General features: G+C 55.0%; 20 protein-coding genes. 16 read left to right on the top strand and 4 right to left on the bottom strand.

Features of this window, described 5'->3' with window-relative positions:
* Positions 1-98: 98 nt before the first annotated feature.
* From JR346_RS05935 to JR346_RS05910, 6 genes are all read left to right on the top strand, one after another.
* On the top strand, positions 99-1961 hold the full coding sequence (locus tag JR346_RS05935) for a BCCT family transporter (protein WP_205481945.1): 1863 nt from the start codon (positions 99-101) through the stop codon (positions 1959-1961).
* Positions 1962-2595: 634 nt separating this feature from the next.
* Positions 2596-4749, top strand: coding sequence for an excinuclease ABC subunit UvrB (gene uvrB, locus JR346_RS05930; RefSeq protein WP_204876128.1), 2154 nt, complete (start codon positions 2596-2598; stop codon positions 4747-4749).
* Positions 4750-4907: 158 nt separating this feature from the next.
* Positions 4908-5069 carry an NINE protein gene (locus JR346_RS10625; protein WP_205481944.1) on the top strand — a complete coding sequence of 54 codons (162 nt, stop codon included), beginning with the start codon at positions 4908-4910 and terminating at the stop codon, positions 5067-5069.
* 438 nt (positions 5070-5507) lie between these two features.
* Positions 5508-5963, top strand: coding sequence for a hypothetical protein (locus JR346_RS05920; RefSeq protein ID WP_205481943.1), 456 nt, complete (start codon positions 5508-5510; stop codon positions 5961-5963).
* Between the two features lie 9 nt (positions 5964-5972).
* Positions 5973-6272 carry a hypothetical protein gene (locus JR346_RS05915; protein ID WP_205481942.1) on the top strand — a complete coding sequence of 100 codons (300 nt, stop codon included), beginning with the start codon at positions 5973-5975 and terminating at the stop codon, positions 6270-6272.
* A 305-nt stretch (positions 6273-6577) separates the two neighbouring features.
* On the top strand, positions 6578-7780 hold the full coding sequence (locus tag JR346_RS05910; protein ID WP_205481941.1) for a TerC family protein: 1203 nt from the start codon (positions 6578-6580) through the stop codon (positions 7778-7780).
* 82 nt (positions 7781-7862) lie between these two features.
* Here JR346_RS05910 and JR346_RS05905 read toward each other — a convergent pair whose 3' ends face one another.
* On the bottom strand, positions 7863-9224 hold the full coding sequence (locus JR346_RS05905; RefSeq protein WP_205481940.1) for an MFS transporter: 1362 nt from the start codon (positions 9222-9224) through the stop codon (positions 7863-7865).
* A gap of 62 nt (positions 9225-9286) precedes the next feature.
* Between JR346_RS05905 and JR346_RS05900 the strand changes: the two genes are divergently transcribed.
* The 4 genes from JR346_RS05900 to JR346_RS05885 all read left to right on the top strand — a co-directional run bounded on the left by JR346_RS05900 (position 9287) and on the right by JR346_RS05885 (position 14107).
* Complete coding sequence (locus tag JR346_RS05900) at positions 9287-9964, top strand: ATP-binding cassette domain-containing protein (protein ID WP_204876118.1); 678 nt, start codon at positions 9287-9289, stop codon at positions 9962-9964.
* On the top strand, positions 9961-10635 hold the full coding sequence (locus tag JR346_RS05895) for an ATP-binding cassette domain-containing protein (protein ID WP_240333884.1): 675 nt from the start codon (positions 9961-9963) through the stop codon (positions 10633-10635). Before JR346_RS05900 ends, JR346_RS05895 begins: the two co-directional genes overlap by 4 nt.
* 39 nt (positions 10636-10674) lie before the next feature.
* Positions 10675-12201, top strand: coding sequence for an ABC transporter substrate-binding protein (locus tag JR346_RS05890; RefSeq protein WP_205481939.1), 1527 nt, complete (start codon positions 10675-10677; stop codon positions 12199-12201).
* Positions 12202-12319: 118 nt separating this feature from the next.
* Positions 12320-14107, top strand: a complete 1788-nt coding sequence (locus tag JR346_RS05885; RefSeq protein WP_240333883.1) for an ABC transporter permease subunit — start codon at positions 12320-12322, stop codon at positions 14105-14107.
* Positions 14108-14161: 54 nt separating this feature from the next.
* Here the strand turns inward: JR346_RS05885 and JR346_RS05880 are convergent, their stop codons facing one another.
* Together JR346_RS05880 and JR346_RS05875 are read right to left on the bottom strand one after the other, a co-directional pair.
* Positions 14162-15436 carry a hypothetical protein gene (locus JR346_RS05880; protein ID WP_205481938.1) on the bottom strand — a complete coding sequence of 425 codons (1275 nt, stop codon included), beginning with the start codon at positions 15434-15436 and terminating at the stop codon, positions 14162-14164.
* Between the two features lie 92 nt (positions 15437-15528).
* Positions 15529-16935 carry an alpha/beta fold hydrolase gene (locus JR346_RS05875; RefSeq protein WP_205481937.1) on the bottom strand — a complete coding sequence of 469 codons (1407 nt, stop codon included), beginning with the start codon at positions 16933-16935 and terminating at the stop codon, positions 15529-15531.
* A 108-nt stretch (positions 16936-17043) separates the two neighbouring features.
* Between JR346_RS05875 and JR346_RS05870 the strand changes: the two genes are divergently transcribed.
* Together JR346_RS05870 and JR346_RS05865 are read left to right on the top strand one after the other, a co-directional pair.
* The gene (locus tag JR346_RS05870; protein ID WP_205481936.1) at positions 17044-17622 is read left to right on the top strand and encodes a hypothetical protein; all 579 of its coding nucleotides are present in this window, start codon (positions 17044-17046) and stop codon (positions 17620-17622) included.
* A 235-nt stretch (positions 17623-17857) separates the two neighbouring features.
* Positions 17858-18202 (top strand): hypothetical protein, encoded by a 345-nt coding sequence (locus tag JR346_RS05865; protein ID WP_205481935.1) that lies wholly within the window; start codon positions 17858-17860, stop codon positions 18200-18202.
* A gap of 90 nt (positions 18203-18292) precedes the next feature.
* Here JR346_RS05865 and JR346_RS05860 read toward each other — a convergent pair whose 3' ends face one another.
* Positions 18293-20890: an RNA helicase gene (locus JR346_RS05860; protein ID WP_205483904.1), complete on the bottom strand. Its 2598-nt coding sequence runs from the start codon at positions 20888-20890 to the stop codon at positions 18293-18295.
* Positions 20891-21014: 124 nt separating this feature from the next.
* On the opposite strand from JR346_RS05860, the gene JR346_RS05855 reads away from it, so the two are divergent.
* The 4 genes from JR346_RS05855 (at position 21015) to JR346_RS05840 (ending at position 26956) form a co-directional block, all read left to right on the top strand.
* Positions 21015-21551: a hypothetical protein gene (locus JR346_RS05855; RefSeq protein ID WP_205481934.1), complete on the top strand. Its 537-nt coding sequence runs from the start codon at positions 21015-21017 to the stop codon at positions 21549-21551.
* 89 nt (positions 21552-21640) lie between these two features.
* Positions 21641-23323 carry an ABC transporter ATP-binding protein gene (locus JR346_RS05850; protein WP_204876102.1) on the top strand — a complete coding sequence of 561 codons (1683 nt, stop codon included), beginning with the start codon at positions 21641-21643 and terminating at the stop codon, positions 23321-23323.
* A gap of 12 nt (positions 23324-23335) precedes the next feature.
* On the top strand, positions 23336-25081 hold the full coding sequence (locus JR346_RS05845) for an ABC transporter ATP-binding protein (RefSeq protein WP_205481933.1): 1746 nt from the start codon (positions 23336-23338) through the stop codon (positions 25079-25081).
* A gap of 165 nt (positions 25082-25246) precedes the next feature.
* The gene (locus JR346_RS05840) at positions 25247-26956 is read left to right on the top strand and encodes a formate--tetrahydrofolate ligase (RefSeq protein ID WP_240333882.1); all 1710 of its coding nucleotides are present in this window, start codon (positions 25247-25249) and stop codon (positions 26954-26956) included.
* Positions 26957-26966: the final 10 nt, after the last annotated feature.

The following is a 26966-nucleotide window of genomic DNA, read 5'->3' as shown; positions in this document are numbered from 1 at the left end:
TTGACTATGATGGCACGTCACCTTTAATAAGATGGGGTGAGCCTGCGCCACCGTGGTCATGCCGGTGCGGGTCACACACGTGCCACAGGGATAACACCGTGATTCACAAGATACACGATCGTTTGGGGCTGCGAACCAGTCCCGCTATTTTCTTTCTTTCAGCCGGATTCGTTCTAATTTTTACCCTCGCGATGGCGGCGTTCCCCACCGAGGTGGGCGATAGTTTCGGCATCATGTCGTCTTTCATCATTGAGTACCTGGGTTGGTTCTACGTTTTGGGCGTTGCCATCTTCGCTATTTTCTTGGTCTACATGGCGGTCAGCCGTTTTGGTCGTATCAAGTTGGGCGATGATGATGCAGACCCCGAATATTCAGGTCTTGCTTGGTTTGGCATGATGTTTGCTGCCGGTGTGGGTGCGGTGCTGCTCTTCTGGGGTGCCGCTGAACCTATCAGCCACTACGCTAACCCGCCCTATGAGGGCGTTGAGCCTCTGAGTAACGAGGCAATTCTTGATTCGCTTGCTATTTCAAACCTGCACATTGGTTTGGGCGTGTGGATTATTCTTGTGGTTCCCGGTCTAGCTTTTGGTTACTTTACCTACAAGCGCAAGCTACCCCCGCGCGTTTCTTCTGTATTCCAGCCCCTTCTGGGTGATGGCATTCACGGCCCAATCGGTAAAGCCATTGACTCCATTGCTATTATCTCAACCGTTTTCGGTATCGCCGTTTCGGTCGGTATGGGTGCCCTGCAGATCAACTCGGGCATGAACATCATGTACGGTGTGCCGGTGGAAGGCTGGGTTCAGGCAATCATCATTGCTGTCATCACCGCTACCGGTGTTGCCTCCGTTGTTGCTGGTATGGACAAGGGCGTGAAGATGATTTCTTACGTCAATATTCTGCTGGCAATCGCCCTGATGCTCTTCATCTTGATGGCTGGCGCTTCACGCTACATCATCACCGGCACCATCGAGTCTGCGGGTTACTTCTTCCAGAAACTGCCCGTTATGCTGTTCTTCAACGATGCGCTCAATGATACCGGCTGGATCGGTTCATGGACTGTCTTTTACTGGGCATGGACTATCACCTGGGCACCCTTCGTTGGCTTGTTCATCGCTAAGATTTCACAAGGTCGCACCATTCGCCAGTTCATCGTGGCTGCAATTTCTGGTCCTTCATTATTCACCATGTTGTGGCTTGGCGTCTTCGGTTTCTCGGCATTCAACATTGAACGCAACGAGAATGGCACTTTGATTCAGCGCGTTGTTGAGGAAGGCGATATTCCTGCCGCGCTCTTTGAGTTCCTCGGTCACTTCCCTGCCTACCAGATCGTAGCGGTTGTTACCCTGATTGTTATTACCCTTTTCTTCGTTACCTCCATTGACTCCGCAGCCTTGGTGATGGATTCAATGTCCAACGGTCATGAGGACGAAGCCCCCCGCCGTCAGCGCGTATTCTGGGCACTTGCCATCGGCATGGTCTGTGCCATCATCTTGGTCTCCGCTGGCGATAATGGGCTCAAAGCACTGCAGAACGTTATTATCGTGATTGGTCTGCCCGTGTTGGCACTGGGCTACCTGCAGATGTGGATGATTGTGCGAGGCGTTCGTGAGGACGCCGGTGAGTTGCCTCCGATGCGCACCCGCCAGTGGAAGCGCGTCTTGCCCATTGAGGAATACCATCGCCGTGCTCAAGAAGATATCTCATCCGTTGAAGATGTTGTGATGCGTCCGGAGTACGAAGTCGGTACTGAACCAGAATTTGAATCCCTGGTACCTAATACCGGTCAGATTCGCATTGTCACCGCTGACGAAATTGCTCAGGATGCTCAGGAGAAGACGATTGCTGGAGCGCCTGCTGGCAAGTTCGCCACCCACGAGTTCATCAGCACCGATTCAATGGACGCTGTGCAAATTGATCCCAACACGGGTAAGCCCACCGGTTCACGCCGAGGAGCCTAACCCCTCCCGCAGGGAGTAGGGTACTCAAGACCTGCTCTGCTCCTGAGGAACTAAATTAAATACAGCGCAGACCCGCTCCTCGCCCCGTTTCAGGTGGGCGAAGGGCGGGTTTGCCGTTTTGCTAGTGAAAACTACTTGATACATACCTATTTTTACGAAAAAGATTTTGATAGGCCTTCTGCACCGTCTTCAAAGATTCAACTGCTTCGTGGACTACTGACCTTTACAAAGGCCCCAAGTGGTGGGGAGCCCTACTGCTGGTGCCGGGGTACCTTGTCGTTACCCTCCTCATGAGCGGTGTGGGCGCTGACCTGGCTGCCAAGATGCACCCAGACTCACTCCCGGTACCCCCCCCGAAATACTTGCCTACCTGCAGTCGTAGCCCTGGGTCTCGGTGCTGTTTAACGTTCTTACTATGGTTCATCTTCACCGCCTTACAGTTCCTTTCTGCACTGCCGAACATGCTGGGTATGGATTGTCAATAGCCAAACCCTAAAATATATGCCCTCTCCGGTGATGCACCGGGGAGACCTTTTGTGTATTCGGGTATAGGCACAGGTGGATGCGTGTGCGCTAATTCTTCCAGTAGCGTAGGTGCTTTCACGGGTAGGGCGCGGGGACTAATCTTAAAAGCATGAGCCTTGCCAAAGAAATCAAACGCGTTGTTGCCCCCTTTGAAGTTATCTCTGAGTACCAGCCCGCAGGTGACCAGCCGCAGGCAATCGCGGAGCTGACCGAGCGCATCCAGAACGGCGAAAAAGACGTAGTGCTCATGGGTGCTACAGGTACGGGTAAATCAGCAACCTCTGCATGGCTTATTGAAAAACTGCAGCGTCCCACCCTGGTGATGGTGCAAAATAAAACCCTAGCGGCGCAGCTTGCTAACGAGTTACGGGAGCTTCTACCCAATAACGCGGTAGAGTACTTCGTCTCCTACTACGACTACTACCAACCCGAGGCTTACGTACCGCAGACCGATACTTTCATCGAGAAGGATTCTTCGATTAACGAGGAAGTCGAACGGCTGCGCCACTCGGCAACCAACGCCCTGCTCACCCGCCGTGATGTGGTGGTCGTAGCTACCGTTTCGTGTATTTACGGCTTGGGTACTCCTGAAGAGTACGTTGAGCAGATGGTAACCCTCGAACGCGGCCAGGAAATGGACCGCGATGCCCTGCTGCGTCAGTTCGTACAGATGCAGTATGTACGCAACGACATGGACTTTCACCGCGGAACCTTCCGCGTACGTGGGGACACCGTAGAAATTATTCCCATGTACGAAGAACACGCGATCCGCATTGAGTTCTTTGGCGATGAGATTGAAGCGATTTACACCCTTCACCCGCTGACAGGCAACATCATTCGCGAAGAGAACGAGATGTACGTTTTTCCCGCCTCCCATTACGTTGCCGGTGCCGAGCGCATGAAGCGTGCCATTGCATCCATCGAACACGAAACCCAGGAACGACTTAAAGAACTAGAGTCCCAGAACAAGCTGCTTGAAGCCCAGCGTCTGCGCATGCGTACCCAGTATGACCTGGAGATGATGGAGCAGATGGGCTACTGCAACGGCATTGAGAACTATTCACAGCACATTGATGGACGCGCAGCAGGTAGCGCTCCGCACTGTTTGCTGGATTACTTTCCCGATGATTTCTTGCTCATTGTCGATGAATCCCATGTAACGATTCCGCAGATCGGTGCCATGTACGAGGGCGATATGAGCCGTAAGCGCACCCTGGTAGAACACGGCTTCCGCCTGCCTTCTGCGATGGATAACCGCCCGCTGAAGTGGGGCGAGTTCTTAGAGCGCATTGGGCAGACCGTTTATCTCTCGGCAACCCCTGGCAAGTATGAGCTTTCGCAGGCTGATGGGGTAGTGGAGCAGATTATTCGCCCCACCGGTTTGATTGACCCCGAGATCATCGTTAAACCCACTACCGGTCAGATTGATGACCTACTGGATGAGGTACGCATCCGCACCGAACGCGATGAACGTGTACTGGTCACCACCCTCACTAAGCGCATGGCTGAGGATCTGACTGACTACCTCACTGAGCACGGGATCAAAGTTCAGTACCTGCACTCGGATGTTGATACCCTGCGCCGCGTTGAACTGCTGCGCGAACTGCGTTTGGGCGTCTTCGACGTGCTGGTGGGTATCAACCTGCTACGAGAGGGGCTTGATCTTCCTGAGGTTTCGCTGGTTGCTATTTTGGACGCGGACAAACAGGGGTTCTTGCGCTCCACTACGTCATTGATTCAGACCATCGGTCGAGCTGCCCGAAACGTCTCAGGTCAGGTACACATGTACGCTGACAAAATCACCGATTCAATGCAGACCGCTATTGACGAGACCAACCGCCGTCGTGAGATTCAGCAGGCATACAACAAGAAACACGGTGTTGATCCGCAGCCACTGCGCAAGAAGATTGCCGATATTACTGACCAGCTTGCGCGCGAGGACGAAGACACCCAAGAGCTGCTGAAGATGCGCAAGGGCGCGGGTAAGAAAACCGCACCCGTTCAAACCGCCGCGAAAAAAGCCAAGGACCAGCAGGCGTCCTCACCCGAAGCAGATGCCCTCTTGGCGCGGGGCGAGAGAGTTCGCGCCGACGGGCTGGCATCTGAAGGTGCCGAAGAGCTGATGGATCTCATTGAGAACATGCATGCCCAGATGATGCAGGCAGCCGAAGAGCTCAAATTCGAACTTGCCGGGCGTTTGCGCGACGAAATTGGGGATCTTAAAAAGGAACTGCGGCAGATGCAGGCGGCAGGGCACGCTTAATATAGCGTGCATTTTCACCACCCTTGACTGAGCCCCTGTCATCAAATATGGGGACCTTTGCTAGGGCAATGCTTTGTGTGCCGGTGACTAACCTGCACATCGGTCTTACTTGATGAAAGATAAAACACACGACTGATAACGCTTCGCGGCTAGTTGCTGTGCAAAAGGCATACGATAACGAGAAAAAGAACACCACAGTTGCTTGGGGTCTGTGGTTTTTCACCGGTGGTTTGGGCGGATACCGTTATTACCTAGGTGATATCAAGTATGCAATCTGCATGACTTTGTTCAACTGGATGATGCCCCCTGGTATCTACTGATTGATGCCTTCTTCATCAACGGTCGTTTGCATCAGATTAATGCCAGAAAACAGCGTGAAATCTTTACTCGTTATGGTGTAATTGATTAGCTTTTCACGCACCAGCAGCCTATGGCAGCTCATATCTCTCCGAACGCTCAGCCCGTGGCACCTGTGGCACAGCAGGAGAACCCGGTAGCGCGTCCTGAGTAGTCTCATGAGACTGCTGCTCCTCAGATTCAGCAGTACAAGCCTGTTGAGAACACTTGTGCCCCGAATCCACTAACGTTCAGAAAGATCGTCCTAACGCCTAATTATTATTGAGAAGCGACAGCATTATCAGGATCTCGCTTCTTTATTTATTTAATGGCGTCTTGTTCGCCCCCACAAAATTCCAAATTAGACACGGGCGCGCGGTAATCTGAGATTCTCAATAGTTTTAAGTGAGGGTTTGTCAACCATGAACAAAACACAGAAAAATTCCATCAGCCTAACAGGTTTAGCCCTAGTCTTAGGTCTTGTTGCAGGGTGCAGCACACCGCAAGAACCTGTAGTTGCGCCGTCGTCCGCTGCATCCAGCAGCTCAACCCCCACCCCTGAACCTACAGTTGAGCCCACTCCCGAAATGACGGAAGGGCCGGCACCTGAACCTACACCCGAGGAAACCGCACCACCTGAACCAGCGCTTCCTTCCCCCGTGATACCCGAAGGGCATAAAGTTGTAGCGTCACAGGCGAATGCCGTGTCATTTGCTGTGCCCGGTGACTGGGCTGAATTTCATGCCCAGCAGACCCCTGATCAGGTGCAAGAGATTGTTGCCCAGTTGCCACCTGAGATGAACCTCGACGCACAGAAACTGCAAACATTTTTCACTGAGCTAGATGCTATAGCGGTTGCCCCCGTAGCTGGTGACTAGGCAGTAAACGTGAATATTCAGGTGCCTGACTATACCGTGGCGGGTGGAGTGAGCGAGGAGCTGGCACGACAGCACACCCAAGCATCGGGCGCGAACTTCACAGGCTTCGTGGAGAAAGACTCACCGGTGGGCAAGGTTCAGCACACTACCTACACCACATCCAAAAACGGTAAAGAACTGCACGGTGTCTTCGTCTTTGTTCCGGTAACAGGCAGTACCGCGACCTCAATCGTCACGGTCACTGCTGCAACTCCGGAACGAGCCCAGCAGGTAGCCGATGAAGTAACCGCATCCTTCCAAACTTTCTAGAGACCCCCTGTAATAGAGCCTGCAACTGGCATTGAGAACGCGCCGCCGCGCACTTGAGAGAAGTTACGGGGCGGCGCTTTGCCATCTCACGTCATGACGCGCGTGTCTATGGAGATACTCACACCTACCTCTTGCACAGGCGAAACTTCTTTTGCTGTAAAGTAGTTGCACGAGCAAGGGAGTACCCCGCCAACACCATTTCGTCATCACGAGAGCCAAGGAAGTCACTCCGGAATGGTACCTGCTATAAGCAGGTGGGAGAGACTTGTGGTCATTGTCCTATCAATCCCACAAGAAAGGCTCCCATGGAAATTTCTGGGCTCCAGTGGATTCTTACCCTGGTATTTATTCTTGGTCTACTCGCGTACGACTTCTTCTTCCATGTGCGTAAAGCACATGAACCCACCATTGAAGAAGCAGCGGTATGGTCTGCCATCTACATCGGCATCGCCCTGCTCTTTGGTCTAGTGATTTGGTTCTTCGACGGTCCACGCTACGGTGCTGAGTACTACGGTGGTTACATCACCGAAAAGGCCCTGAGCGTTGATAACCTCTTCGTCTTCCTCATCATTATGGCGTCCTTCAAGGTGCCACGCGCTGACCAGCAGAAAGTACTGCTCTTCGGCATTATCTTCGCGATGATTGCCCGCTCCATCTTCATCTTCTTGGGTGCTGCTGCCATTGAACGCTGGAGCTGGGTTTTCTACATCTTCGGTATCATCTTGCTACTGACCGCAGGAAACCTGCTCAAGGGTGAAGTTACCGACTCTGAAGAGGGCGAGGATGAAGCCAACAACTTCATCGTGCGCCTCGCCAAAAAGATGTTCCACACCACCGACTACTACGATGGCGATAAGCTCTTCACCGTAGAAAACGGTAAGAAGGTCATGACCCCCATGCTGCTGGTCATGGTAGCAATCGGCGGTACCGACGTCCTCTTCGCACTAGATTCAATTCCCGCAATCTTCGGTTTGACCCAGGAAAGCTACATCGTTTTCACTGCTACCGCATTCTCCCTCATGGGCCTGCGTCAGCTCTACTTCTTGATTGACGGTCTGCTTGACCGCCTGATCTACCTCTCCTGGGGTCTGGCGCTCATCCTTGCCTTCATCGGTGTCAAGCTGATTCTGCACGCACTGCACGAAAACACCCTGCCCTTCATTAACAATGGAGAACCCGTACACGTTGCAGAGGTCGGTATCGAACTGTCGCTGGCAGTTATTATCGGTGTTCTCATGATTACTGTTCTCGCATCGCTTTACTCGCCCAAGGGTAAGGCACTAGCAACCATCCAGCGCGTCCAGAAGTACTCAGAAGAGTACCTGAACCTACCCGATAACGCTCCCGAGGCGCAGCGCCACGAACTTTCCATGAAGCTCAACAATGAGTTGGAAAAGTCCAAGCGCATTCCTCAGAAGTACCGCGATGAGCTGATTGAATCAGAAAGCGAATACCACGATCTTGTGGATCGTGCTCGCGGCGCTCATGCCGCTCACCGCAACGCATAAGCGGTAAAAGATACTGCCCCGGGGCATCTCCTGAGGAGAGCCGGGGCAGTTCTTATGGCGTCCTTTTCAAGGGGTATGCAGGTTATTGAAGGTCGAAATCTCGGTGGTTGAGCGGACGCTGCAGGCTAGCTGCTAGCGTGATGACTAGTGCAGCAGCAACCCATACCAGAGGCTGAGCTGCGGGAAAAGCATCTGCAACGATATCCAGAACACTACCCACCACGAAGTTGCCCAGTAGCACGGCAATACCGCCGCAGGTGGCAATGAAACCGAGGTAGGCAGCTTTGGCGTGGGTTGGGGTGTGGATAGAAACATGGCTCAGTGCTTGCGGGGAAACCAATAAGTGCCCGGCTCCAATTAACAGAGCACCGGTGATAATCAGCGTTGGGCTGCCGATTGACTCAAGGAACACCGGAGCAGTATCAGCTGTATTCCACTGCGCCGCACCGAGGATGAGCAGGCCCAAGGCGCTGATACAGTAACCAACCCTGAGCGTGGTGGCAACACTAAACTTACTCGAAAGATAAGAAATTGGCACCTGACCTACCAGCACCACAACAGATATTGCGGCAAAAGCTGCTGCTAACACTTTGTGGGAATCTTGCACAGCTGCGGCTATCAGCGGTAGCGCAAAGTAGAGCTGGTTGTAGCAGAAAAGGTCGACCGAATGCAGGGCTGCAAAACGGGTAAAACCCCGGTTTTTGACCACGGCGAGTATGCGCGAAAAGATCATTGAGCTTTGCGTGAGAACCCCACCTGGTGTTGAACCTGCCGTGGATATGGACACGTCACCGGACGCGTCCTGTTGGGTATCGGGGAGTAAGAACCAGAAGATGCCCCACAGCAGGATAAAGACTGCTGCGCCTACCACAGCGACTAAGGTGAAGCCGTGATCAATCAGTGAGTAGCCGAGTAAGGGACCGAGCACCGCTCCTATCTCGCCGGTGACGTTAAGCCAGGCGAAAAGAGTGGTACGCCCGTTGACGGCGGTTGTTCCCTCAGCGGCGCGTTGTTGGTCTGCCTGGGCAATGTAAAGATTAAGGGCGGGGGAGAAGAGCGCCCCACCTAAGCCGGTGAATACAGTGCCCGCTACGAATATGGCGAGGGCTACCCCTGGGATTGTGCTTGTTACAGCGGTGCCGAGAGCTAGCGCGGTGAAACCGAGAACGCGCACCGTGATGCCGACCAAAAATATTCGGCGTCCACCGAAGTAATCTGCGAGGGCGCCGCCCACAAGAAACATGCCCTGTTGGGCGAAGGTTCGGATGCCGAGAACCATACCGACTGCGGTGGCACTCAGCTCAAATTTTTGTGCCAGCACCAGGGCGATAAAAGGAACCACTGCGTAAAAGCTGAGGTTAAAGGCGGTTTGGGCGCCCAGAAGTAAGGGTATGCGGGGTTTGCGGGATAAGCGGGTGCTGGCTCCGGTAATTTGCGCTCTCACAACACCCTATCTAGAATGATTATCATTAGCGGTTTATTTGAGGTGGACGAGGGCGATTCTACATGGTCGAACAGAATATTTCCTCTCACCAGTCGCTGGTTAAACTTGCTGATATTGCGGTCACGACCCTCGATAAAGAGCGCAAGACCCTGTTGCAGGTTCCCTCGCTAATTATTAATGCGGGGGAGCGAGTAGTGCTGACGGGCGATTCCGGTAGCGGTAAATCTCTCATGCTCTCACTCTTGGCAGGAACCACTAGCCCAGCACTGGGCGTCACAGGTGCTATCACTCGAACCTATAATTGCTGCGGTTTTATTCCCCAGCGCGGTATCGAGGCTCTGCACCCGCTCAATAAAATCACTCGACAGCTACAGCAGGTTACCGGTCAGCCCAAAAACCGGGTTGAAGAAACTCTGCGTGCGGTGGGGCTTGACCCGCACCATGTAGGACGCCGCCGCCCAGCTGAGATTTCGGGCGGGCAGGCGCAGCGCGTGGCGATTGCTCTCGCAGTGCTTGCTGATGCTCAACTTATTGTTGCCGATGAACCCACCAGCGCCCTTGACCATGAGACCCGCGACCAGACACTCGACCTTCTGCTGTCGGTTATTTCCTCGCAGCAGACTCTGGTGTTGACCACCCATGACCCCGAGGTGGCGCAGCGTGTGGACGGGCGGCGCATTGAAGTTCATCGCGGTGTCATGACCTCAATGACTGCAGAAACAGGGGGAATAGCAGCGTGAACACTCTTGAAGTGACCGACGTTTCGGTCACCATGATCCAGGGACGCAGCGAGTTCACCGCACTTGCCCCCACTAGTTTGGTAGTTGCTCCGGGGGAAAGCCTAGCTGTCACCGGTCGTTCGGGTGCTGGCAAATCAACCTTGGCGAACGTTATTTTAGGTCTGGTAAAACCGGATTCCGGCACGGTTTCGGTGCAGGGTTCCCTGTGGGCAGACACGTCCACTTCACCCGAGCGTAGGCGGCGGCATCTGGTGCAAAGCGTGCCTCAGGACGCCCAAGCGTCGTTTGTGCCTCGTTGGACTATCAGACGCTCACTGGAACACGCCGCTCAGCGGCTTCGACCTGATGCCGATGCACAGGCCTTGATTAGCCAGGCAGTGGAGCAGGCGAACTTTGATGCGTCTTTGCTGGAACGGCGTCCGCATCAGATTTCTGGTGGGCAAGCGCAACGTGCCGCCATTGCCCGTGCGCTGGTGCCCGAACCGGTACTGATAGTGGCGGATGAACCTACCAGCGCTCTGGATACGACAACCTCTCACACCGTCATTGATTCGATTCTGCGGCTCACCCACGATGCCCAGACCTCTCTCTTGGTCGTTACCCACGACCCCTACTTTGCCTCCCGGTGTGATCATCTTCTGACTCTCACCAGCGCACACCAGCACGCATAGGCATCTTCATACCTCTGATAGATATAAGGACACAACCCCATGAAACAGCGAAATAATCGCGCAACCTCTTTGGCAGCGCTTGCTTTTGCAGGTGTATTCGGTCTCACCGGTTGCTTCTCATCTACCGAAACCGGCAGTAAAAGCGGCGCTAACGGCGAGCGCATTTCTGTTGCCCATATGCAGCCCCCTCGCTCTGGTCTGACCCCTTTGAGCGATGATGCTTTTAAGCTTTCTCGTTGGTCAACGGCTGAAACCTTGGTGACTCTTGATGAGAACTCGAATGCGTTGGGTGCATTGGCAACTGAATGGGAACAGACCGATGATTTGAACTGGCACTTCACCATTCGCGAGGGCGTAAAATTCCACAACGGTGAGAAACTCAACGCTGAGGCGGTTGTGAACTCTTTGCAGCGCGCTATTGATGCGACCCCTACCCCGCGTATTCTCAATGGTATTGAGATGACTGTGACCGCTGAGGGTGAGTACATCGTTCACATTAAGACCGGTGAACCTGACCCCTTGTTGCCCAACCGTCTTTCTAGCCCCCAGCTGGCTATTCTTGCCCCCTCAGCCTATAAAGACCAGACTGTTGATCCTGTGGGCACGGGCACCGGCCCCTACGTCATTAAGTCAGTAGATGGCGTCAGCGGTGCAACTCTGGATCGCTTTGACGATTACTGGGGCGAAAAGGCTCAGGCAACCGGTATCGATGTGAAGTTCGTGCCCGATGGAACCGCTCGTGCGGCAGCTCTACGTACTGGGGACGCTGATATTGTTGAATCAATTCCGGTGGGTCAGGCAGCATCAATTGATGCTGAGCGTCTCACTGAGGTTCCGATGCCCCGCACCAATACTCTCTACCTTAATACTGAGTCTGGTCCTTTCGCTGATCCCGCTGTTCGTGCGGCTGCCCGTGAGGCGATTAATCGTGCCCAAATTATTGCTTCAGCCTATGAAGATCACGCGGACGAAGCTGCCGGTCTGCTCGGCCCAGCATTGCCTTACGCCGCAGGTCAGCGTGATAACAATGAATACAAGCAGATCCTTGAAGGACGCAGCGAACCGGCACGGGGTGAGGGCATCAAGATTAGCTTGGGCACCTTCACCGACCGCACCGAACTGCCCGAGGTTGCAGTGCTGATTGAACAGCAGCTTGAAGCTGCCGGCTTCGTCGTTGAGCAGGACGTCCGTGAGTACCAGTACATCGAAGCGGACGCGCTCGAAGGTAAATTCGACGCTTTCATTCTCTCTCGCGCAACCGTTCTTGACTCCGGTGACCCCGTAGCCTACTTCGCCGCTGATTTCAGCTGTGAGGGCGGCTTCTCCATCTCGCAGCTGTGCGATGAAGGTGTAGATGCAGCTATTAAGAAGGCAACCGAAACCAAGCCCGGTGAAGAGCGCCAGAAAGCAATTGCACTTGCCGAAGCTAAAATTCTCTCTACCGACGCCGCTATTCCACTTCTGCACGAGCGCGTCTTCCAGGGTGAATCAGAACGTGTTCGCGCTGCTGCTCGTGACCCCCGTGAACGTATGCTGGTCACTGCAGATACCCGCATTGACAAGTAGTCTTACAGACCGCTTCTTGCCCACCACTCACGCCTTTGCCTGCCCTGAAAGAACCTCGGGGCAGGCTTTCGGCTAGATTTCATGATGAGTGCCTACCACCTATCGAAAAGGTAAAAGGTTGTCAGCCACACCCACCGAACCCCGTACGTCCTTAGCGGCACAGCTCGCGCCGACCGGCAAAAAGCGATGGATACCCCGTAGCGCCCTCATCGCTTTAGCTTCACGGTTAGTTTGCGGTGTAGTGCTGCTCTTGGTTGCTGGTGCGCTACCCTGGATGTCCCGCATTGACCCGGCAGCTGCTATTTTGCGCGCCCGCTATGCAGAGCTTGAGCCATCACCCGAGGCGCTGGCTGCCGTGCGTGAACAGTTGGGACTTGACCGCGGTCCACTGGCTGTTAGCTTGACCTGGTGGAAAGAGGTGTTCCAAGGTAATTTGGGGCATTCGTGGGTGAGTGGCAGTGAGGTTGGCCCCGGTGCTTTTGGTGCTCTGGGTGTTTCTTTGACCCTGACAGTTTTTGCCCTGGTCGTTGCTTTTAGCACCCTGATTGCCCTTATCACTCCTGCGTCCTTGCGTGTGCTCAAAGGCCAGCCGCAGAAGGGTTCGGGCCCGGTAGGCGTTGCCTTAACCGCGATGCCTGAGTTTCTGCTAGCGAGCGCCCTGCTGGTGATTGTGGGCGTTCAGCTACAGTGGTTGCCACCTTACGGTTGGACGGGGCTTGATACTGCCATCTTGCCTGCTTTAGCTTTGGGGTTGCCCGCTGGGGGGCTCATGGGTCGTCTGATGGCAGATGCTATTTCAGGTGTCGCCGATGAGCGATGGGTGCAGGTCTGGCGTCTTGCCGGTGCTCGACCGGGAACAATTCTGTGCGGTGTTTATCGCAGGGCACTGACCTCGATTATTGACCAAGTAGGCTTGGTCTTCATCGGTTTGCTGGGGGGCGCTGTTGCTGTGGAGCAGGTTTTCGCTATTCCCGGTATTGGTCGCTATCTCTTGGGCGCTGCTAAGTCCCAGGATATTCCTGCGCTGCAGGCAGGTATTTTGCTTATTGCTTTGATTGCGGTGGGTTTGGGGGCTGCAACATCGGGTGCGCGTTTGTTGCTCTCGGGCGGACGTTTGCCAGCTGGTTCTTTGCAACCGCCTCCCGAAGCTAAACACAACCCGAAGGTCTCTATCATTACCGCCTGCGTCTCGGGTGGTTTGCTGGTGTTGATGCTGCTCTTCGGCTTGTTCCGCGATGCTTACAGCAGTAGTCACGAGCGTATTGAGGTGCCCTCATTAGGTCTGCCGTTTGGTGCTGATCCCAGCGGACGCGATGTGTTGGCTCGTGTTGCTAACGGCGCCCTCGAAACACTCATTCCGGCTTTTGTTATCGTTCTGCTGGCGATTATTATCGGCACGTTGCTTTCCTTCTTGGGTGAAGCTGTACGCGGACCCATTGAAATCGCTAACGCCACCCCGCCTATTCTTGCCGGCGTTATTATTGCGGCGCTGACTGGTCCTTCCATCTACGGTGCAACCGTGGCTGTGCTGTGGGTGACCTGGCCACCCCTAGCCAGCCACGCTGCCTCTCTGATCGAAGAAGCCAAAGCATCCGCGCATATTCGGTGGCTACCCCTGGTTGGTGCTAAACCCTTTGAGATCTGGCTCTTTCACATTGTTCCGGCGATGATTGGTCCGCTGCTGCGTCACGGGATGCTGCGACTGCCCGGCGTTGCCCTCTCGCTTGCTGCCCTCGGCTTTCTGGGTCTCGGCGCGCGTCCGCCCCGACCTGAATGGGGCTTGCTACTGTCAGAAGGTATCGACTACGTGGAGCGAGCACCCTGGGTTACCGCAGCCCCCGCTTCGGCTTTGATTCTCATTTCGGTGTTGGCAGTTGCCCTAGCAGGCGTGCGTAAACAGCGATAAAAAATCCGCCCCTTTCTCTGCGAGAGAGGGGCGGATCTTTTTTGTTTTCATTTTTTATTTCTGCTTACCGCTGACAGTCAGCAGGTGCTCACGCGGCAACCCGCGCGCCACCACATTTTCACCCACGTTGTTGTAGGCATTGCCGATGAGCACGGTACTGGTATTTTTCTCGTGTACCCAGAAACCCGTACCTTGACCGGGAGAATCGGGCAGACGATCAAAAGCCATACACCCAATAAGTTGGGTACCCGGCGCGTCCTGAGAAACGTGGAAGCCGTGCGCCTCACCGGCTTTAGCACTGCCAGAGAGATTCTCAGCCCAGCCATTAGAATCAGCCACGCAGTTCGTGAAACTGTTATTGCCCCACTTAATGACGAAACCGTGCCCGCCGTTATCTTGAGCGTCGCACTGGCTAAAAGTGTTGCGGGTGCCTTTAACGAAGAAGCCTGCACCGCTGGGGGAATCACCCTCAAGCTCAACGGGGCGTTTAGAGTACCAGACCTTCACCTGCGACCAAGAAGTGTTGGACGCGTAAACCTCCACCGTCGCTCGTTGGCCCATGCCGCGGTTGGCTGAGGAGAGGTCAATCATGGAGAACATGTTGTCAGCTCCACCGGTTACGCCCTCTTCACCGACCATGAGGGCTGCGTTGAGAAAACGGCGTCCGCGCACGCGCTCTACCGTCATGCCCTGGTCATCTTTGCCCTTGAGCACTATGCCCGTGTCGAGGTCCCAGAGCGTAAGCCCTGCGATGCGGTGGGCTGCATCGGGGTCAAGCGGGCTTTCTCCGTTGTAGGTGTTGTAGTAGATGCCAATGACGTTGGCGCGCGGTTCGATGTGTTCGTTGGGGTCAGCGCCGCCCTTGATACTGAGGTCAAACAGACCTGTGCGGTAGACAGGCTCAGCGTTGGCTGAGGTGGGCGAACCAATGCGGAAGACACCCGCCGGTTCATGCCAGTCACCCACGGGTAGAAATTGGGTTGCCTCGCCCATGCCCATGATGGTGACCTGATTACCCAGTTCAATGCCGCTGGCATCAACAGCATAAATACCTGGCGGGAAAATGAGAGTGCCGCCACCGGCTGCTGTCAGCTGACCGATCAGCTCATTGACCCTGGTGTTGATGGGCGTCACCGCGTCAGCGACCACACCGTGCTCGGTTGCCATGAGTAGGCGCGAGGCAATTTCCTGAAGGGGTGAGGGGGCGGACGCGCCCTGCCCCGTCTGCTCAGAGGCATGAGGTTCAGAGCCCTCAGCACTGCAGGCGCTCAAAGCGGTTGCCAGCATAGCTAAAGCACCGCCCCCTAAAAACTGCGAACGGGTCACCATATTTTCCCCTGACATGGTAAGAACAACACCGGCTATCAACCTTCCCTCTGAAGATAGCCGGTGACTAGATGTCCCTATGTTACTCGATGAATCTAGGAAAGGTTAGCTAAGAGGTTCTCTAGCCTGCGGAGAATCATCACACCATCAGCTGATAGACCGTCGTGGTGGTGGGTGGGAGAACTCCACACCTGTGTATTGCCTACAAAATCAGCGGTTTTGAGGGAATGCTGATAGTCGACGTAGACATCCGGTTCATAGGCGGCAGCTACCAGTGGCACCTGGTTTTCAGCCAGCTGGGCGTGATCGTACAACCTGCCCCAGTCGTCCTTGCCCGCTAAAAGGTGGGCAAGATCGTGCAGGGGAGTCAGCGCAGGGTCTTCATCGAAATACCAGGGGAAAATATGTTCACCGGTGAAGAGTAATTGCTGGGCGTCAGGGGCAAATTCGAGTAACTCGCTGGCAACCCGTGCCGCTGACCAGTTGGTCGGTGCTGGGGAAGGGGAATCCTGCCCATCAGCGTAGATAGCCTCGTGCAACAGGGCGTAGACCGGCTGGGCGTAGAAACTCGTGATGTCGCCGGCTGCTCGCAGAAACTGCTCGGAAAGGTGGTCATCACCTTCCGCGAAAGCTGACTGTAGCGCATAGTGCAACCCGTGTACACGGGAGTTACCGCCCAGGTAACGACCAAACATCTGAAAACGATGCGGGGTCAGTTGTTCACCGGTGGGCAGAATTTCCGTGTGCTTGCGCAGGTGATCGGCAATGCGGGTGGCAAGTTCAGCATCCTGCGGGTACCACTCAAAAAATTCTTTATTGCGCTCAGCCATGCGTGCGTATGTGTGGCGATACACGTCATCAACGTGAGTGCGGATGGGTGCAAGACCCGCGGTCATACGGCAGTCTTTGAGGGATTCCGGTGCGAAACTGAGATAGCTGAGTGTCAAAAAGCCACCGAAGGACTGCCCCATCGTGGACCATCGCTGATCGCTGCGATCTTTGAGCAGAAAGTCCCGGACGACCTCAGCATCGGCAATAATCGAATCGGCGCGGAAAAGCTCGGCATACAGTGCCTGTGCCTGAGTGTCTCCTCGACCGGTAAGGGTTTTAACGCTCAACGGGCTTGAGTTGCCGGTGCCACGCTGGTCAAGCAGCACCAGGCGGTGGGTTTTGCTCAGCTCACCTACCCAGCCGCCGTCATTGAGCGGTTGCGGGCTTCCAAAACCCGGTCCACCCTGTAGATAGACCATGTAGGGGCGTTTTTCTGGCGGTAGTGCTAGGGTTTTGTCAGTATTGACGATTTCGCGGGCGAACACCGTGATAGTTTCGTGCGCCAGCGGATGCTCGGTTGCCGCGTCCTTATCTTTACCAAAAATCAGCCCGTGGGTCAGCGGCACGGTGAACCAGTGATCGGTGACTTCGTAGCCGACAAGAGTGTAGGACGCGCCGGGCAAGTGCGCGGGGGCGGGCAGGGTAGCGCCAGCAAGGTGAGGGGCAGTCATGGGGGCTCCTAACAGATGAAAGTGTTAGAAACCACTCTACCGCCTGTGTGTTGGGCGGGGTGCTGATTATTTAATCGCGAGAGGGCAGTTCTGCATCAGTTGTTTGTTATGACAGTGGACCAAAGAAACTCATCAAACAACCCCAACGCCATACCCCTATTGCTAGAGCTGGGGGAAGGAAAATCTGAGACTGGAAAGCCACTGTTGCCATTTCAGCGCACTGCGGGTGATGAAGCTCAGGCAGTCTTCGATGATGTTCAAGCGCTCTTAGCAACCTCTCTTTTGTTGAGTCGACAGGGATTTTGGCACATCGGTATCGGCAAAGGCGCAATTGATGAACCTACGTCCAAGAACGCCCGCGAAGGCAAGGGCGAGGCTTATATTAACGCTAGGGAAGCGGTTGAGCGTGCCAAGAAATCTTCGGGGCATGTTGCTTATGAGAGTGACGGTAAATACGCGGGGCTGATTGAAGCAAGCCTGCAACTTGTTCTTGGTTTAGAAGAAGAGCGTAGCGACTCCCGGCAAGAGGTGGGCGAACTCTATGAGGAGGGTATAACCCAAACCGCTATCGCTGAGCAGCTCGGCACTTACCAGTCTGCTGTCAGTAGATTACTCAAGCAGGGTAAATGGCAAGAAAGCCGCAGAATCATTAAAGAACTTGCGGGGCTTTTAGAGGAAGATCAGTAGATGTATATAGTACTGATGGTTTCATTGGCGCTACTCTTGGTCTTTCGCTGCTGTGGAACCGTTCGAATAATATCAACGGGTTTAAGAGCTGGATAATGATTGTGCTTCTGCTAGTAACCCTGTTTTTCTCAGCTTTAGTACCGTCTTTGAATGAAGTGGAGCTAGGGGCAGCTAGAACTTTGGCTGTTATAGTGGGCGCGCTGGGCGGTTCAGTCCCGGCTGCCCACTATGTGGGGTGCTGAAGGCAACTGCTGCAGAGAGCCCCGGTGGTGAAGAACGGGTGGTGGGACGTGTAGGGTTTTTACAGCTCACAGCTGATTTTATAAAACCTCAACCTCAACCTCATCGTGAAGCGGACGGCGGCGGTAGGCTGATTGGAATTTTCGAACGTTTAGCTGTTGTTATGGCTCTTGTCACCAGCCAAACAAGCCTATTAGCAGTCATCGTAGCCATTAAAGGTTTAGCTCGGTACCCTGACATAAAATCTGGACACCTAGCAGCCGAAAAATTTATTGTCGGAACTTTCGCATCGCTTATATGGGCTGGATGTTGTGCGCTGATTGCGCTCAACGTCCGCTAAAAATTTGCACCAAGCGCGAGAGTGCAGATGCGCATCAAATTTCGGCGGGGAAATGATGTACATCCGTCCTCTCGCGGGGTTTAGAAAAAGTTAGCTACCCACACTCACGACCTTCACCACCGGCGAACCAGCCTTCTCGGAGGCGTCCAGGTCGATGTCGGCGGTGATTGCCCAGTCGTGGTTGTCCTCGGGGTCTGAGATAACCTGGCGTACCTTCCAGATGCCGGGGTGCTCGCTGACCTTATCGTCGATGGTGAGTAGGCGCGGGCTGCGCGCGTCCGCGTCCAAGAATACGTCATCGTACTCGTCGAAGTAATCGTCCATAGCATCTGCCCAGCGGTCAGCATCCCAGCCTGATTCGGCGTCCATCTCGCCCAGAACCTTATCGCGCTCATCAGCGAACAGTTCCACGCGGCGGAACATGGCGTTGCGTACCATCACCTTGAAAGCGCGGGAATTATCAAGAACGGACGGTGCCTTTTCAGCAACCAGCTCCTCCAAGGTTTCTTCCTTGGGCTGGTAATTCTTGCCCGATGCCAGCGCCTCCCACTCATCAACCAGTGAGGAGTCGGTCTGGCGAATAATTTCGCCCAGCCACTCGATGATATCGGTCAGCTCATCGGTGAGAGCTGAGAGAGGCACGGTCTGACGCAGTGCCTTGTACGCATCAGAGAGATAACGCAGCAAGATACCCTCGGAGCGATCCAGTGAATAATACTGCACGTATTCACCGAAGCCCATGGCGCGTTCGTACATATCGCGCACCACCGACTTGGGGGAGAGCTCGAACTCGCGCACCCATGCCGCAGACGATGAATACGTTTCAAATGCCTGTTCCAGCAGGTCTTCAAGGGGCTTGGCGTAGGTGATGTTGTCGAGCTCGTTCATACGCTCGTTGTACTCCATGCCTTCAGCCTTCATTTCTGCAAGAGCTTCAGACTTAGCTTTCTTCTCTTGCATCATGAGCACCTGGCGTGGTTTTTCAAGGGTTGCCTCGATCACAGATACCGCATCGAGTGCATAGCTGGGTGACTCGGGATCAAGCAGCGAGAGTGATGCCATCGCAAAGGGTGAGAGTGGCTGATTGAGGGCGAAGTTCTCCTGCAAATCAACGGTGAGGCGGACGCGCGCCCCAAACTCATCGGGTTCGGCTAAGCGTTCGATAACCCCTGCTGCCAACAGCTCCCGGTAAATGCCGAGGGCTTTGCGCACGAGCTGACGCTGTTTAGCTGGCGGCTCGTGGTTGTTTTGCAAGAACAGTCGCGCAGCTTCAAAGGGGTCGCCCTGGCGCTGCAAGATATTGAGCAACATGGAGTGGGTAACGTTGAAAGATGACGTCAGTGGTTCGGGGCTGGCTTCTACCAACTGGTCGAAGGTTTTTTCGCTCCATGCCACAAAGCCCTGGGGAGGTTTCTTTTTCTTGCCGCGCAAAGACTGCGCCATTTTCTTCTCATCGCCCGCGAATTTGGTGCGTGCCTTTTCTTCGAGGCGGGCATTTTCGATATCGTGCTCGGGTGCCTGTACCACCACCGTGCCTGCGGTATCGAAACCGGCGCGTCCGGCGCGTCCTGCAATCTGGTGGAACTCGCGGGCTTTGAGGCGGCGGGTACGGTTGCCGTCAAACTTAGATAAAGCGGTAATGAGCACGGTGCGAATAGGCACGTTAATACCTACACCCAGGGTGTCGGTACCGCAGATAACCTTGAGTAGCCCAGCCTGCGCCAGCTGCTCGACCAAGCGGCGGTACTTGGGCAACATACCGGCATGGTGGACGCCAATACCATTTTTGACCAGGCGTTGTAGGGTTTTGCCGAAGCCCGGCATGAATCTGAAATCTGCCAGCAAGTCATTGATGCGCTCTTTATCTTCTTTGGACGCAATAGAGATACTGAGCAGGGCAGTGGCGGCGTCAATTGCCTGCAACTGGCTGAAATGCACAATGTAAATAGGAGTCTGCCGGGTAGAGACCAGCTCCTCGACTGTTTCTTGCACGGTGTCGGTGGAGTAGTAGTAGTGCAGGGGAATCGGGCGCGTGGTGGAGGTAACTAGGGCGGTGGGGCGTCCGGTAAGCTCGGTCATTTCACGTTCGAAACGACTGGTATCACCGAGGGTCGCGCTCATCAGCAGAAACTGTGCCTGCGGCAAATCAAGCAGTGGCGCTTGCCACGCCCAACCGCGCTGGGGGTCTGAGTAGAAGTGGAACTCGTCCATGACAACCTGGCACACATCGGCGTCTTTGCCTTCGCGCAAGACCACGTTTGCCAGAATTTCGGCGGTGCAACAGATAATCGGTGCATCGGCGTTAATGGAGGAGTCACCGGTAACCATGCCAACATTCTCCGCGCCAAAAATCGCCACTAAATCAAAGAACTTCTCAGAGACCAGAGCCTTGATGGGGGCAGTGTAGTAAGAGCGCTGGCCCGTAGCTAACCCGGTGAAGTGCGCCGCAACAGCAACGGTGGATTTACCCGAACCGGTGGGGGTCGCCAGGATGACGTTATTACCTTGGGCGATTTCGAGTACAGCTTCATCCTGGGCAGGGTAGAGCTCCATGCCGCGAGTGGCAATCCACTCTAGAAAGTTTTCGTAGATTTCATCGCCACTGAGTGGGTTCGACGCGAAGTCCCCGCGAAAATAGTGGTTTTCGTTTTTTGCCAGTTTGGGTGAGAGGTACTCAAGAATATTCATGATGTTACCTACTGTACCGCCCACAATGCCTCAACCTTTGACCGCTGAGACGCTATCAGCCGCTCATTTCGCTCTAAACTAAGAAATCGACACTTTCCACGCCGTTACAAAGGGAGCTACAACCATGGAATACCCCCGTATCACCCCTTTTCAGACCCACCACCGGGTGGTTTATCAGAACCCTGCCGATGAATCGCTGACAGCCGACCAGTACGCGCAGGCGCTAGCTTACAGTCTCCAGCAGGATCAGCCGGGCACTCGCATCCTGGTGATTGACGCGCAAGCCACCGCGTCCACTGATGAAGATTTCATTGACACCCTGCCCCTGAACGATGCCGAGAAAACAGAGTTACGGCAGCTGGTTGCCCTAGATGAACGTGAAGCAGAGGAATCTCAAACGCAGGGGATAGACGCGCGGGAACAGGAGAGCCTGGCACAGCGCCTGAACCTTGCTCGCGCCTATGCTCAAGATACCGATGTGTTGATTCTCAGCGAACCCCTTACCCATGTATCACCCGAAGACGAGGCAGCTATTTACTCTCTGCTTGAAAAACGGATCAAAAAGCACCCCCTGCTTTCTGCCAAACAGAAAATATTTATCGTTAGTTCCAACGCCGAGGTACAAGAACGCATCAGGCGTGACCGCAATGCCGCGCAATAAAGGGAACGATCGATACCTTGTATACTAAGTGCGTATTCAGCGCAATTTTTGTTCGTTTTTGCGGCATCAGGAAGGGCTAGAAGTAGCACATGGCATCATCAAGCTCATCTGAGACGGCTAAAAGCGCGGACGCGTCAGTTAAGTTTCGCGTTGCGCCGCCGGGGTGGCGGTGGCGTCCACTGTACTTGATTCCCTTCATCACCGATCTTATTTCGGTGCTATCGGTGGCTTATATGCCGGTGCTCATGGGGCGCATTATTGATCTGCATATCGCTGGGCAGGTTGATGAGGCGTGGTCACTGATGAAGTGGCTGGTACTGATTGTGCTTTACTTCTGCTTCAATGAGATCTTCACTTGGGGCACTACCTTCAAGGTGATCGCCGCTTTAGAGCGCGCCTGGCGATTGCACATTTCTGGATTAGCAGCGCAGGCTCCGGTCAAAGATACAGGAAACCTCATTGCTCTTTTGAATAAGGATTCACGCACTCTAGGGGCACTGTGGCACCCTGTCATAATGGCATCATCAGCAGTTGGCACCGCCATCATGTGTACCTATCAGCTGTGGATCATTAGCCCGCCGGTGGCAGTGATCGTGCTGGTGGGGCTGATTCTCACCGTCTTTGCGCTGACCCGTATTTCGAAGATTCTCGAAGCTCACTCTGAGGTTTTTCGCGAAAAAGTGGGCGTGAATACCTCTAAAGCCGGCGATATCGCCTCATCCATTCGCACTATCTTGGGGTTGGGCGCCCAAGAACGTATGATGAGGCGATATTCAGCGAGCGCACATGAGTTGCACGACTCTCAGCTTCGGCTAGAAAAGGTACAAACATGGTCGTATGCTGCGCGTAACTTTTTGGTCGGCACCGTGACCCTGCTTGCTATTGCTTTTGCCGTGCGCGGTAGCGCGCCAGCGGGCATCTGGATTACCGATATTCCTGCAGGTCAGCTTGTGACCGTAGCAGGCTTGATTAACATCATGACAGGCCCTATCTGGTCGGTTGAGATGCTGCTGTTTGCTTGGCGTCAGTCGCGCGTTGCCCTGCGCAGGGTCGATCAGCTCACCCACGATGTTGCGGACGCCCGTCGCGTAGTGCCAAGCACCCTGCCTGCCAGCGTTGAGGTTCCCACTGCCACCTCACCGGTTGTGTACATCAACCCCCGCGATTTTGGGATGACTGCCCAAGACTACGCTGAGGCGCTCACCCGCGCCCTGCGTACCCCATCAGAACAGAGGCAGGGGGAGCGCATCCTGCTCTCAGAACCCAACCCCATGATTTTCGCCGGAACCCTGGCTGAGCATCTGCAACTGGGAACCACCGGGTTAGAGACCCAAGGCATGATTGAGCTACTCAAACTCACCGACTCCGAAGAAATCGCCCACCGACTGGGTGGCACCAACCCGCAAGAATACTTGCAAGCGCGTATCAGCGCCGAGGGCGCTAATCTCTCAGGCGGTCAGCGTCAGCGACTTGCCCTTGCTCGCGCTCTCGCCCAGAACACGCAGATTCTGGTGCTCACCGAACCGCTCAACTCCGTGGACGAGCCCAGCCAAAAATTCATTCTTGACGAATTAGAGAAACGAACGGGCACAGCCTTTCCACTCACCCATCTGCGCACCGTGTACATTATCAGCACCACCATGGAGACCGAACGGCGCATCACCGGCTGTGCTTCTGACCACGCAACCGCCCGCGACTATAGCGACGCTATCACCAGCTCCATTCAAAAAATCGAACAGACCCCGCGCGCCTCAGTTCACGTTCGTAAGTAGGGGAGTCACACCATGTCACACTTACTGCCTGTTGCCCCCACCAAAATCACCTGGCGCATGCTCATGCGCAACGTCTTGAAAACACCCGGACAATTTGTTGCCCTGCTGGTGCTCTTTGTGCTGAGCTCACTCACCGCCCTTGCTACTCCTGTCATCATCGGCAGGCTCATTGACGCGGCATCCCTCGGGTACCTCACCGGATTTCCCTGGGGCTTTATCGCAGCTATCGCGCTCGCTGTCGTTGCTGGTGCGCTACTTACCCGCGCCTGGAGTTTCCAAGGGCAGAAAATTGGTATTCGCCTTAACCGCGATCTCGGCATTGACATGGTGGGCTCAGCTCTGACCCTGGACGCGCAAACGGTCGAGGACGCGGGTGCTGGTGACTTGCTCTCACGCCTGACCGATGACGTTGATTCAATTCGCCAAACCCTGGCGCAAGGTTTGCCCGAGTGCATGTACATCACCGTCTACATGTTGCTCACCGCAGCCACTATCTTCGCGGTAAACCCCTACATTGGGCTGGTGACCGTGCCGATGTTCGTACTCATGGCAATTATGCTCTCGATTTTCCTTCCCAAAATCGGTAGGTTAACGCTCAACCGCACCGAAGCAATGTCGGCATTCACCGTGGTGGCAAATGAGAATATGCGCGGGGCGAGCACCATTCGTGAACTCGGGGTGGTGCAGGCACGTCAAGAGGTTCAAAGCGCCAGAACCGAGGACGTTTTCAGAATCTCCCGGCGAATGGTGGGGCTGCGCGCCACCTACTGGGCAATCGATGGTTTCAACGCCTACATGCCCCTACTGCTTTCGGTGGGGTGGGGTGCCTACTGCGTTGAACGTGGCTGGGCGAGCTGGGGCGATGCCGCCACCGCATCGATTATGCTCTTTGGTATGCGTGTGAACGCCGATATCTTCACGTACTGGCTCGATAAGCTCCGCGAAATGTCGGTCACGATGGGCAGGGTCTTTGGCGTTATCGACCTGGCGCAGCAGCAAAAGAGCCGCAGGTCTTTGGTTCATCAAGAATCAGTTGCTGATACTGTAGCCAGTGCTCGTGGGGAGAATAGTATCGTGAGCTGCCAGTCGGTGGTTTACGGCTACAATCCCGAAAAGCCTGTCATCAGAGGTATTAATCTTGAGATTCAGCCCGGCGAAAGCCTCGCCCTGGTGGGGCGTTCAGGATCAGGCAAAACCACCCTGGCACGTCTTATCGCTGGTTCGTTGACCGCAGATTCAGGCACCATATCGGTTGCCGGTCACCTGGTGGGCAATGGTCTTTACCCCACAGACCACGGGGCGGACGCGCGTCCGCGTCTACTCATCTGTACCCAAGAAGCCCACCTGTTTGCTGGCACCCTTGCAGATAATATGACCGTCGCAGCACCGGATGTTACCGCCGAGGAACAGATTGCCGCCTTGCACGCTGTGGGTGCCCACTGGGTTGATGAGGTGCCACAGGGGCTTGCAACTGAGGTTGGTGCTAACGGTTTTGAACTCACCCGCGACCAGGTACAGCAGCTTGCCCTGGCGCGTATTGTGGCGGCAAACCCGCACCTGGTCATTCTCGATGAATCCACCACCCAACTTGATCTGGCAGATGCGCGGGAGTCTTTGGCAGCAGTCATGCAGGGGCGAGCGGTCATCATTATTTCCCATGACGCGCGCATCGCCTCCCTCGCTGACCGTGCTGTTCTCCTTGAAAACGGTGAGCTCATTGCCGAAGGTAGCCCCGCTGAGATTTTTGCTAGGGCATAGTATCTGCTGCACTCTAGTTGCTGTGGAATCGGGCAGTTTTTAGCAGGAGGGAACTTTATCCACTCGGTGGGTCGTAGCTCACTTTCGATTAGACTATAAGTGAGCTGCGACAAAAACCTGCGTTGCAGAAAAAACTTGTAACAAGACCCAATGGAGGGTTACCCCGTGAGCACCCCTTTCCCCTCAGACCTTGAAATCGCCCAGGCTGCAACCCTGCATCCGATTACCGACATCGCTCAAGAAACAGGCATCGACTCCGAACGTCTTGAACCCTATGGTAAGTACGTTGCCAAGGTTGCACTCGATGAAACAACCACTGCCGCCAACGCGCGTGCCCGCGGTGCAAAGTACGTAGTGGTTACCGCGGTAACCCCCACCCCTCTGGGCGAAGGCAAGACAGCAACCTCCGTCTCGTTGGCACAAGGTATGGCTGCCACTGGACGTCGTGCCATGCTCACCCTGCGTCAGCCCTCGATGGGCCCCACTTTTGGTATCAAGGGCGGTGCAGCTGGCGGTGGGTACTCGCAGATTATCCCCATGGACAAACTCAATCTGCACCTGACCGGCGACTTTCACGCTGTCACGGCTGCCCATAACCTGCTGGCGGCAATGATTGATAATCACCTGCATCAGGGCAACGAGCTGGGGTTAGACCCGCGCTCTATTACCTGGCGACGGGTTATCGACATGAATGACCGTGCCCTGCGTAACGTGGTAATTGGGCTGGGCGAGCGCATGGACGGCGTGGTACGTGAGAGCGGTTTTGATATCACCTCGGCATCAGAAATCATGGTGATTCTCTCCCTTGCCACCAGCTTCGATGATTTGGTGCAGCGTCTGGCACGCGTCGTCGTTGGCTTTACCTATGAGGGGCAGCCAGTGACCGCCGCAGATTTGAAGGCAGACGGTGCCATGGCGGTGATTTTGCAGGACGCTATCAACCCCAACCTCATGCAGACACTTGAGAAGACCCCCGCCCTCATTCACGCCGGGCCCTTTGGCAATATTGCCACCGGCAACTCTTCGGTAGTAGCTGATTATGTGGGTCTGGAACATTCCGACTACGTGATTACCGAGGCGGGTTTTGGTGCAGATATGGGTGCTGAGCGTTTCTTCAACGTCAAGTGCAGGGTCTCCGGTCTTCAGCCTGATGCTGCGGTACTGGTTGTCACCGTTCGCGCTCTGAAGTCGCACTCTGGTCTGTACAAAATTGTTCCCGGTAAGCCCCTGCCCGAGGGTATGCTGACTGAAAGCCCTGAGGACGTACGCGCTGGCGCGTCCAACCTCATCAAACACATTGAGATTGTCCGTAGCTTCGGTGTTCAACCGGTGGTAGCTATCAATGCTTTCCCCACCGACTTTGCATCAGAGCACGAGGCGATTGCTGAGATTGCGCGTGAGGCGGGTGCCCGCGTTGCGGTACATCGCGGTGTGGCTGAGGGAGGTAAAGGCACTACCGAGTTGGCGGACGCAGTGGCTGAAGCATGCGATGATGCCAGCGAACTGGTCTACACTTACGCCGATGAAGATTCACTAGAGACCAAGATAGAGAAGGTCGCCATCGGCGTTTACGGCGCTGACGGTATCGAGGTAACGCCCACCGCCCGCAAACAGCTGGCGCTGTATGAAGAGCTAGGCTACGGGCAGCTTCCCGTGGTGATTGCTAAAACCCATCTCTCCATTTCGGCGGACGCTTCACTCAAGGGCGCCCCGACCGGCTGGACCCTGCCCGTGCGTGAGGTTCGCCTGGCAGCCGGCGCAGGTTACGTCTACGCTATCTGCGGCACCATGCGCACCATGCCCGGACTACCCAAGCACCCGGCGGCAGAGCGCATCGGCTTTGACGAGAATGGAACGATGGTGGGGCTCTTCTAGCAAGGCTCGG

Source organism: Rothia sp. ZJ932, from assembly GCF_016924835.1.
GTDB lineage: Bacteria > Actinomycetota > Actinomycetes > Actinomycetales > Micrococcaceae > Rothia.
Note: the sequence above shows the minus strand (reverse complement) of the source record. Positions and strands in the feature narration are given on the sequence as shown.

Coding starts and splice junctions, on each gene's coding strand:
- uvrB (WP_204876128.1), top strand. CDS start 2,596: ATGAGCCTTGCCAAAGAAATCAAACGCGTTGTTGCCCCCTTTGAAGTT.
- JR346_RS05920 (WP_205481943.1), top strand. CDS start 5,508: ATGAACAAAACACAGAAAAATTCCATCAGCCTAACAGGTTTAGCCCTA.
- JR346_RS05910 (WP_205481941.1), top strand. CDS start 6,578: ATGGAAATTTCTGGGCTCCAGTGGATTCTTACCCTGGTATTTATTCTT.
- JR346_RS05900 (WP_204876118.1), top strand. CDS start 9,287: ATGGTCGAACAGAATATTTCCTCTCACCAGTCGCTGGTTAAACTTGCT.
- JR346_RS05890 (WP_205481939.1), top strand. CDS start 10,675: ATGAAACAGCGAAATAATCGCGCAACCTCTTTGGCAGCGCTTGCTTTT.
- JR346_RS05880 (WP_205481938.1), bottom strand. CDS start 15,436: ATGGTGACCCGTTCGCAGTTTTTAGGGGGCGGTGCTTTAGCTATGCTG.
- JR346_RS05875 (WP_205481937.1), bottom strand. CDS start 16,935: ATGACTGCCCCTCACCTTGCTGGCGCTACCCTGCCCGCCCCCGCGCAC.
- JR346_RS05870 (WP_205481936.1), top strand. CDS start 17,044: ATGACAGTGGACCAAAGAAACTCATCAAACAACCCCAACGCCATACCC.
- JR346_RS05860 (WP_205483904.1), bottom strand. CDS start 20,890: ATGAATATTCTTGAGTACCTCTCACCCAAACTGGCAAAAAACGAAAAC.
- JR346_RS05855 (WP_205481934.1), top strand. CDS start 21,015: ATGGAATACCCCCGTATCACCCCTTTTCAGACCCACCACCGGGTGGTT.
- JR346_RS05850 (WP_204876102.1), top strand. CDS start 21,641: ATGGCATCATCAAGCTCATCTGAGACGGCTAAAAGCGCGGACGCGTCA.
- JR346_RS05845 (WP_205481933.1), top strand. CDS start 23,336: ATGTCACACTTACTGCCTGTTGCCCCCACCAAAATCACCTGGCGCATG.